7 protein-coding genes and 2 pseudogenes are annotated in these 5,625 nt (G+C 60.0%); 6 read left to right on the top strand and 3 right to left on the bottom strand.

All coding sequences use genetic code 11. The annotated features are described in order from the left end of the window. Positions 1 to 27 precede the first annotated feature (27 nt). The gene (locus EV665_RS31590; RefSeq protein WP_281048303.1) at positions 28 to 357 is read right to left on the bottom strand and encodes an FCD domain-containing protein; all 330 of its coding nucleotides are present in this window, start codon (positions 355 to 357) and stop codon (positions 28 to 30) included. A gap of 189 nt (positions 358 to 546) precedes the next feature. Beyond that, positions 547 to 1,128 carry a CGNR zinc finger domain-containing protein gene (locus EV665_RS31585; RefSeq protein WP_245507901.1) on the bottom strand — a complete coding sequence of 194 codons (582 nt, stop codon included), beginning with the start codon at positions 1,126 to 1,128 and terminating at the stop codon, positions 547 to 549. Positions 1,129 to 1,253: 125 nt separating this feature from the next. On the opposite strand from EV665_RS31585, the gene EV665_RS31580 reads away from it, so the two are divergent. From EV665_RS31580 to EV665_RS31565, 4 genes and pseudogenes are all read left to right on the top strand, one after another. Further along, positions 1,254 to 2,159: an alpha/beta fold hydrolase gene (locus EV665_RS31580; protein ID WP_133037210.1), complete on the top strand. Its 906-nt coding sequence runs from the start codon at positions 1,254 to 1,256 to the stop codon at positions 2,157 to 2,159. A 111-nt stretch (positions 2,160 to 2,270) separates the two neighbouring features. Further along, on the top strand, positions 2,271 to 3,206 hold the full coding sequence (locus EV665_RS31575) for a lytic transglycosylase domain-containing protein (RefSeq protein ID WP_133037209.1): 936 nt from the start codon (positions 2,271 to 2,273) through the stop codon (positions 3,204 to 3,206). Positions 3,207 to 3,227: 21 nt separating this feature from the next. Continuing rightward, the gene (locus EV665_RS31570; RefSeq protein WP_133037208.1) at positions 3,228 to 3,410 is read left to right on the top strand and encodes a hypothetical protein; all 183 of its coding nucleotides are present in this window, start codon (positions 3,228 to 3,230) and stop codon (positions 3,408 to 3,410) included. A gap of 94 nt (positions 3,411 to 3,504) precedes the next feature. Continuing rightward, positions 3,505 to 3,793: pseudogene (locus EV665_RS31565) on the top strand (carbohydrate ABC transporter permease); the annotation flags it as partial. A gap of 59 nt (positions 3,794 to 3,852) precedes the next feature. Here the strand turns inward: EV665_RS31565 and EV665_RS33005 are convergent. Next, positions 3,853 to 3,975 (bottom strand): annotated as a pseudogene (locus EV665_RS33005) (transcriptional regulator); the annotation flags it as partial. 642 nt (positions 3,976 to 4,617) lie between these two features. Between EV665_RS33005 and EV665_RS31555 the strand changes: the two are divergent. Next, positions 4,618 to 4,887 carry a hypothetical protein gene (locus EV665_RS31555; RefSeq protein ID WP_133037207.1) on the top strand — a complete coding sequence of 90 codons (270 nt, stop codon included), beginning with the start codon at positions 4,618 to 4,620 and terminating at the stop codon, positions 4,885 to 4,887. Then, complete coding sequence (locus tag EV665_RS32555; RefSeq protein ID WP_162853235.1) at positions 4,862 to 5,593, top strand: hypothetical protein; 732 nt, start codon at positions 4,862 to 4,864, stop codon at positions 5,591 to 5,593. The genes EV665_RS31555 and EV665_RS32555 overlap by 26 nt, the downstream gene beginning before the upstream one ends. Positions 5,594 to 5,625: the final 32 nt, after the last annotated feature.

Below are 5,625 nucleotides of genomic sequence, written 5' to 3'. Positions count from 1 at the left end.
ACGTCAAGCGCCCCACTTCGACCGAACCTAATCACCATAGACCGATTGGTCCTCATCCGCGCGCGCAGAGACCGCGTGGCTGATCGGATGCTTACGTTGCATCACCTCTTGAGCGCGGTCCATGTTGCTGGCCGTAACGGCATCCAGTACATCCTGATGGTCCCGCACGAGTTGGTCGAGCTGGCCGGCCTGCGCCGACAGACGGCGAACGCGGCCCATGTGTTTCTTTGCGTCGGAAATGAAGCCCCAAACCCCGTCGCGTCCGGCCAGGCTGCAATAGAGCGCGTGCATACGCTCGTCGCATTCGAAGAACAGGTCCGGGTTGTCTTCCTGGATGGCAAGCTCCTGCTCCTCGATGGCCTGGCGGATACCCCAAGGAAAAGGTCAAAGGGTTTGTTCGCAAACTTGCCGAAAGCCTTCGTTCTTCCACCCCATCGCGGGCGTTCCGGGTCGCGATGGGTGAACCGGTAGGTATCGACCCTCACAAAGGACATTGCCCGGAGGGGCACGGCCTTCAAAAACTGCCACTAACAGACTGTCTCGAATTTACTTGCGATCAGCCTGTTGCTTATGGCGGGCTACTTTCTCGCGGTTACCGCAGGTCTGCATGCTGCACCAGCGGCGTTTTCCCCCTCGTGATGTATCGAGAAAAAGCCAGCCGCAGCGCGGGCAAGCATGCAGTCTCTCGCGCGGCAGGACAAAATAGGCCTCGATAGCGACCGTTGCCAGGAAAGCAATGACTGCTTCGGCGTTCGCGACGTGCTCGATGCGTGGCGCGGCCTTGGTTTCTTCCAACTTGAGTCGTCCTGTTGAAAGCCCTTTCGCTGCCTGCTTAAACAGCAAGCCCAACGCCTCTGGCACTGGCGGCTTTCCAGCAGCGAGCGCATCGAAAATCGAAAACGATGCTTCCCTCAACTCCCAAACGCTTTCCATGAACGCCGGGGCTGCAATACCGCAAATCGCAGTTGCCTGAGCCTGTGTGGCAAGACCTACGAAATGAAGCCAGTTTCCGACATCCCGTGAGGACTTCAACAACTCGTTGTCGTCATTGGGCATGTCGCGAGTGAAGACGGCGTTGGTAAGGTCTAGCGCAGGGTGGCCACCGATGAAGTGCCCGGGCGTCCACATGGTATCCGCGTTAGCCAACATGGAACCTAACCGTATAAACGAAGTTATCCGGTTATGCGATCGCTAACCGTTATCGTTAGCTTAACCGGTTTAGCCGACCCAAGATAGCAGCCCAGGAGGGAAACATGCACACCATCGATAAAACCAGGCATCACACCGTCAACGTGGACGGCGTCGATCTTTTCTATCGGGAAGCGGGACGGCGTGGGGCGCCGGGTTTGCTTCTTCTGCATGGCCAGCCATGCTCGTCATTCTATTTTCGCCACGTTATCGGCCCCTTGGCCGAAGTCGCGCATGTGGTCGCGCCGGATTTGCCAGGTTTCGGGTTTACCCAAGCGCCCGACGACTACGAGTACACATTTGATGCCATGGCTCGAACGATCGATGCTCTAATGCGCCAGGTCGAGATGGACCGGTTCTTTCTCTACGTCCACGATTTCGGGTCCCCCGTCGCCTATGCCCTGGCTCTGAAATACCCCGAACGCGTGCTCGGGCTTATCATTCAGAACGGCAATGCCCATGAGGAGGGGCTTGGTGAGCCTTGGGATCTGGTCAAATCCTACTGGGCTTCCCCCACTCCCGAAAACCGCGCGAGCCTTCCCGAGTGGCTGAACTTCGAGGGCGTGAAGCACACCTATGTCGGCGAGATCCCGGATCGTCTCGTGCCCCTTGTCGCACCCGAGGGGTGGCATCTTGATTGGGAGCGCATGCGCCAGCCCGGACGTGTCGAAATCCAGTTTCGTATCTTTTCGGATTACGGCTCGCACGTGGCCCGATTTCCCAAGTTTGCAGCCTATCACCGCGAACATCAACCGCGCGCCCTGCTATTTTGGGGGCGGCACGACCCCTACTACGAAATCGAGGAGGCTTTCGCATACGCGAAAGATCTCGATCGGATCGACATGCACATTTACGACGGAACACATCTTCTGCTCGAGACGCACCATGAGGCATGTATGCTGCTGATGCGCGACTTCATCATCGAGGTGCAAGCCGAGAACGTAGAGAAGCAGGTGACTTGCACGAATTGAAGTCGGCACCAGGTTCGGGCGCTGGCTGGACCTGACCTTCATGCAGTTAATCCTGCCGGCGCAATAGGCAGGCACCTCCCTCTCGTTTCGCATCGGTGGTATGAGGGAGCGATGTGGCACGCGCGACGGAGACGGGACAGGGGAAGACTTGCCTTGCTGGCTGCGGGGTGGCTGGTCTCCAACATCCCGACGGATGCCGCGATCGCCCAGATTGAATGGCGCGCGCCGCCTTGTACTTACTCAATAGCCACCAGCACCGGAACGCTCTGCGTCCGCGAGGCCAGCTTCAATCGCGACATATGCAGGGCATTAGCCCGCTTCGCCGGCGAGAACGATCTGCCGCCCGATTTCTTTGCGCGGCTGATCTGGACGGAAAGCCGGTTCCGTCCAGATGCCGTCAGCCCGAAGGGCGCGGAAGGAATAGCGCAATTCATTCCCTCCACCGCAAGACTGCGCGGCCTGTCGAACAGTTTCGACGCTTTGGAGGCATTGAAGAAATCGGCCGAGTATCTCGATGACCTGCGAGATCGCTTCGGCAACATCGGTCTGGCCGCCGCCGCCTACAATGCCGGCGAAGGCGGACTGCGGACATTCCTGAAAACCGGAAGCCTGCCGCAGGAGACCCGCAACTACGTCCTCGATATCACCGCTCATCCGGCCGAGGACTGGCGCGACAACCCGCCTGCAGCCATCGATCTGCGCCTCGACGGGCAGAAGTCCTTCGAGGACGCCTGCATCGCGCTTGCCGACACGCGGCGCCTCAAGGCCCTGGAATTCGAGGCGGAAGGCGTCTGGGCGCCATGGGGCGCGCAACTGGCGGGGCATTTCCAGAAGCCGGTGGCCGTCAGACTGTTCCTGTCGACCGTTCGGTCCCTGCCCGCGCCGCTGAACAAGGAAAAGCCGCTGATCCAGAAGGAACGCAACCGTGCCTTCGGGACAAGGCCGCGATACACGGCCCGCATCGGCCGCCCGACCCGGCAGGAAGCCGAGGCCGTGTGCCTTGAAGTCCGCAAGAGCGGCGGCGCCTGCATCGTCTTCAGGAACTGACCGGGACCAGCGGTTCGTAGATTGCAAAGCAAGCGTCACACCGCTGCCTTCGCTGTCTTGGATTGGCGCGATAGCCGCAAGGCGGTCGCCGCTGGCGGCCTGGCCAAGCACACCGCTCTGGCCGTCGGCATCCGCTTCGATTTCTCCGGGGAACTGGTCGAAAAGCGCCGGCACTTTCGCCATCTGCTGCCGCCAACACGATAGCGACGGGCAAGAGACCAGCACGCGTCCGGGGTTGCGCTGCAGCGCACCCGCTGCCCGGATATCGATCGACGAGTCGATCAGGGGAGACCACCTGCGGCTTTTCCTGTTCGTTGCCCTGCCGCTGGCGCGGCCGGCGATCGCCGCCCTGTCCATCATTTTGTTTCTTGCAAGCTGGAATAACTATCTTTGGCCACTCCTGATTGCGAGTGACCGGGCGATGTTCCCCGCGCCGGTGGCGCTCGGGTGCCCTGATCGGACTGACGAAGGTATCCTGGGGCGGCATCATGGCTGGCGCCGTCCTGCTGACGGCCCCGATGCTGGTCGTGTTCATCGCGCTGCAACGCCACTTCATTGCCGGCATTGCCGCCGGAGCGATCAAATAGGGAGGCCCCAATGGCCGGTGTGTTTTTGACCAATGTGGTCAAGAGGTACGGAAGCGTGAGAGGCGCGCGAGTTCACCGGCCGGCATGCCGTCGGGCTCGTACCGAACAAGGAGGCGGAAGGTCTCCAGCCGTGTGAGCTGGGCCAAGGCACCGAGCGCCATTATCGCTTTATTATTATCCATATATCCAGAATAATGGATGTTATGAGGTTGTCAATCGAAGCCGACGACGAAGGTCTCGTATGGCGATGGCAAGCGAAGCTAATCCGGACTCGACCCGATGAATGTCAGAGCAGCAGGATGGTCGCTTCTTGTAATCTGATCGCAGGAGCAGACTGACAGCAACCGACCCCAGCGCCCCCAATGGAAATCTTATGCACCGAGCTCCCGGCAATGGCAGCGCTGCCTACGAACTTCGCTGCCTCCAGGCGGGCCGATTAGTCAGGAAAGGCTCTCTTTGGAGGGCCCTTTCGATTCGATCGCCACGGGCTTACGAGGGGGTTTCTGTCAGAGTTTCTGTCAGTTTTCGTATCGGGAAGTTCTCGTCAGCCCTCGGGATGGCCGCAAATCCTTGTTTTAAAAGGATTTTCGCTGGTCGGAGTGGAGTGATTCGAACACTCGACCCCCACGTCCCGAACAACGAGAATGTACCCCAAAAGCCTGAGAAACCGGCATTTCTCGCGGTCGTTCGTGGCGCGAAAACGCGTCCGAAAACGCCTATTCATTGCCAATCATTGCCGTAGATACGAACCGGCGACCCCTACGTTAAAAATGCAACAACCGCCTGCCGACCCAAGCCGGCGGGCAAACCCTTATGGGAGAAAAATGCAAATCCTCGACTTCCAATTGATAGACGAGCCCTCCGGTCGACACCGCGCAGCCGCGGTCTTTGACCTCCAGTTAACACCGGAATGCAGGTTGTACGGACTCCGCCTGCTGCGCATGGCCGACGGCCGTCTGCTGACGTTCGCGCCGCAGTCGGGATACCGGCGCGTCGCCACCTTCGCGGCCCCGCTGGCGTCCGAGATCACGAAACTCGCAACCGACGAACTGAGGGCGATGACGGCCAATGGCATCAATTCTGAAGCAGCCTGAACCAACCTACCTCAATGCACAAGCCATAGCCGCCGCTCTCGGTGGCAAGGCCCGTGGAAACCAGATTGCCGCGCCGGCACCGGGCCATAGCAAGCACGATCGTTCTCTCAGCATCCTGATTGATCCGTCGGCGCCGGAGGGCTTCATGGTCAACCCCCACGCCGGTGAGGACCCTATCGCAATGCGCGACTACGTGCGCACGAAGGCGGGCCTGCCTGACCGGACGCCTCGCCGTGAAGAGCAATCTGCGCCGACCGCGCATCTCGGTCTCGTCAAATCGGCAGATGCGCCCAAGAAGTATTACGATGCCGACCTGCTTGCCCTTGGTTTCCGGCTGGCCGTGGAATACGACTATGCCACCCCCGATGGCGAAGTTCTATTCCAAGTGCTTCGATACGAGCATGACGCGAAGCCGAAGACCTTCCGCCAACGCCAACCAGACGGCAACGGCGGCTGGCTTTCTGGCAGGCCCGATCCAATCATCTACCGGTGGCCGGAAATCGCCTCACGGCCGCGTGATCCAGTCTACGTCGTCGAGGGTGAAAAGGATGTCGACACACTGATAGCTGCCGGCCTGCTTGCCACGACCGCGCCGAACGGTTCGTGGCCGTCGGACCTATCGCCCCTGAAAGGTCGCACTATCAGAGCTGGCTCGGGAAATCTGCACAGCGGGGATAAGTGGAGTTTCTGCCTGACTTCGGCTTAGATGCCGGGAACAGGAGAGACTATGACGAGACG

The organism is Shinella granuli (assembly GCF_004341885.1).
Taxonomy (GTDB): Bacteria; Pseudomonadota; Alphaproteobacteria; order Rhizobiales; family Rhizobiaceae; genus Shinella; species Shinella granuli.
The sequence above is the reverse complement of the archived record's forward strand: the minus strand, read 5'-3'. Positions and strand labels throughout refer to the sequence as shown.

Bases quoted from the DNA above. Each gene is read 5' to 3' on its own strand.
- EV665_RS31585 (WP_245507901.1), bottom strand. From the start codon at position 1,128: ATGTGGACGCCCGGGCACTTCATCGGTGGCCACCCTGCGCTAGACCTT.
- EV665_RS31580 (WP_133037210.1), top strand. From the start codon at position 1,254: ATGCACACCATCGATAAAACCAGGCATCACACCGTCAACGTGGACGGC.
- EV665_RS31575 (WP_133037209.1), top strand. From the start codon at position 2,271: ATGTGGCACGCGCGACGGAGACGGGACAGGGGAAGACTTGCCTTGCTG.
- EV665_RS31555 (WP_133037207.1), top strand. From the start codon at position 4,618: ATGCAAATCCTCGACTTCCAATTGATAGACGAGCCCTCCGGTCGACAC.
- EV665_RS32555 (WP_162853235.1), top strand. From the start codon at position 4,862: ATGGCATCAATTCTGAAGCAGCCTGAACCAACCTACCTCAATGCACAA.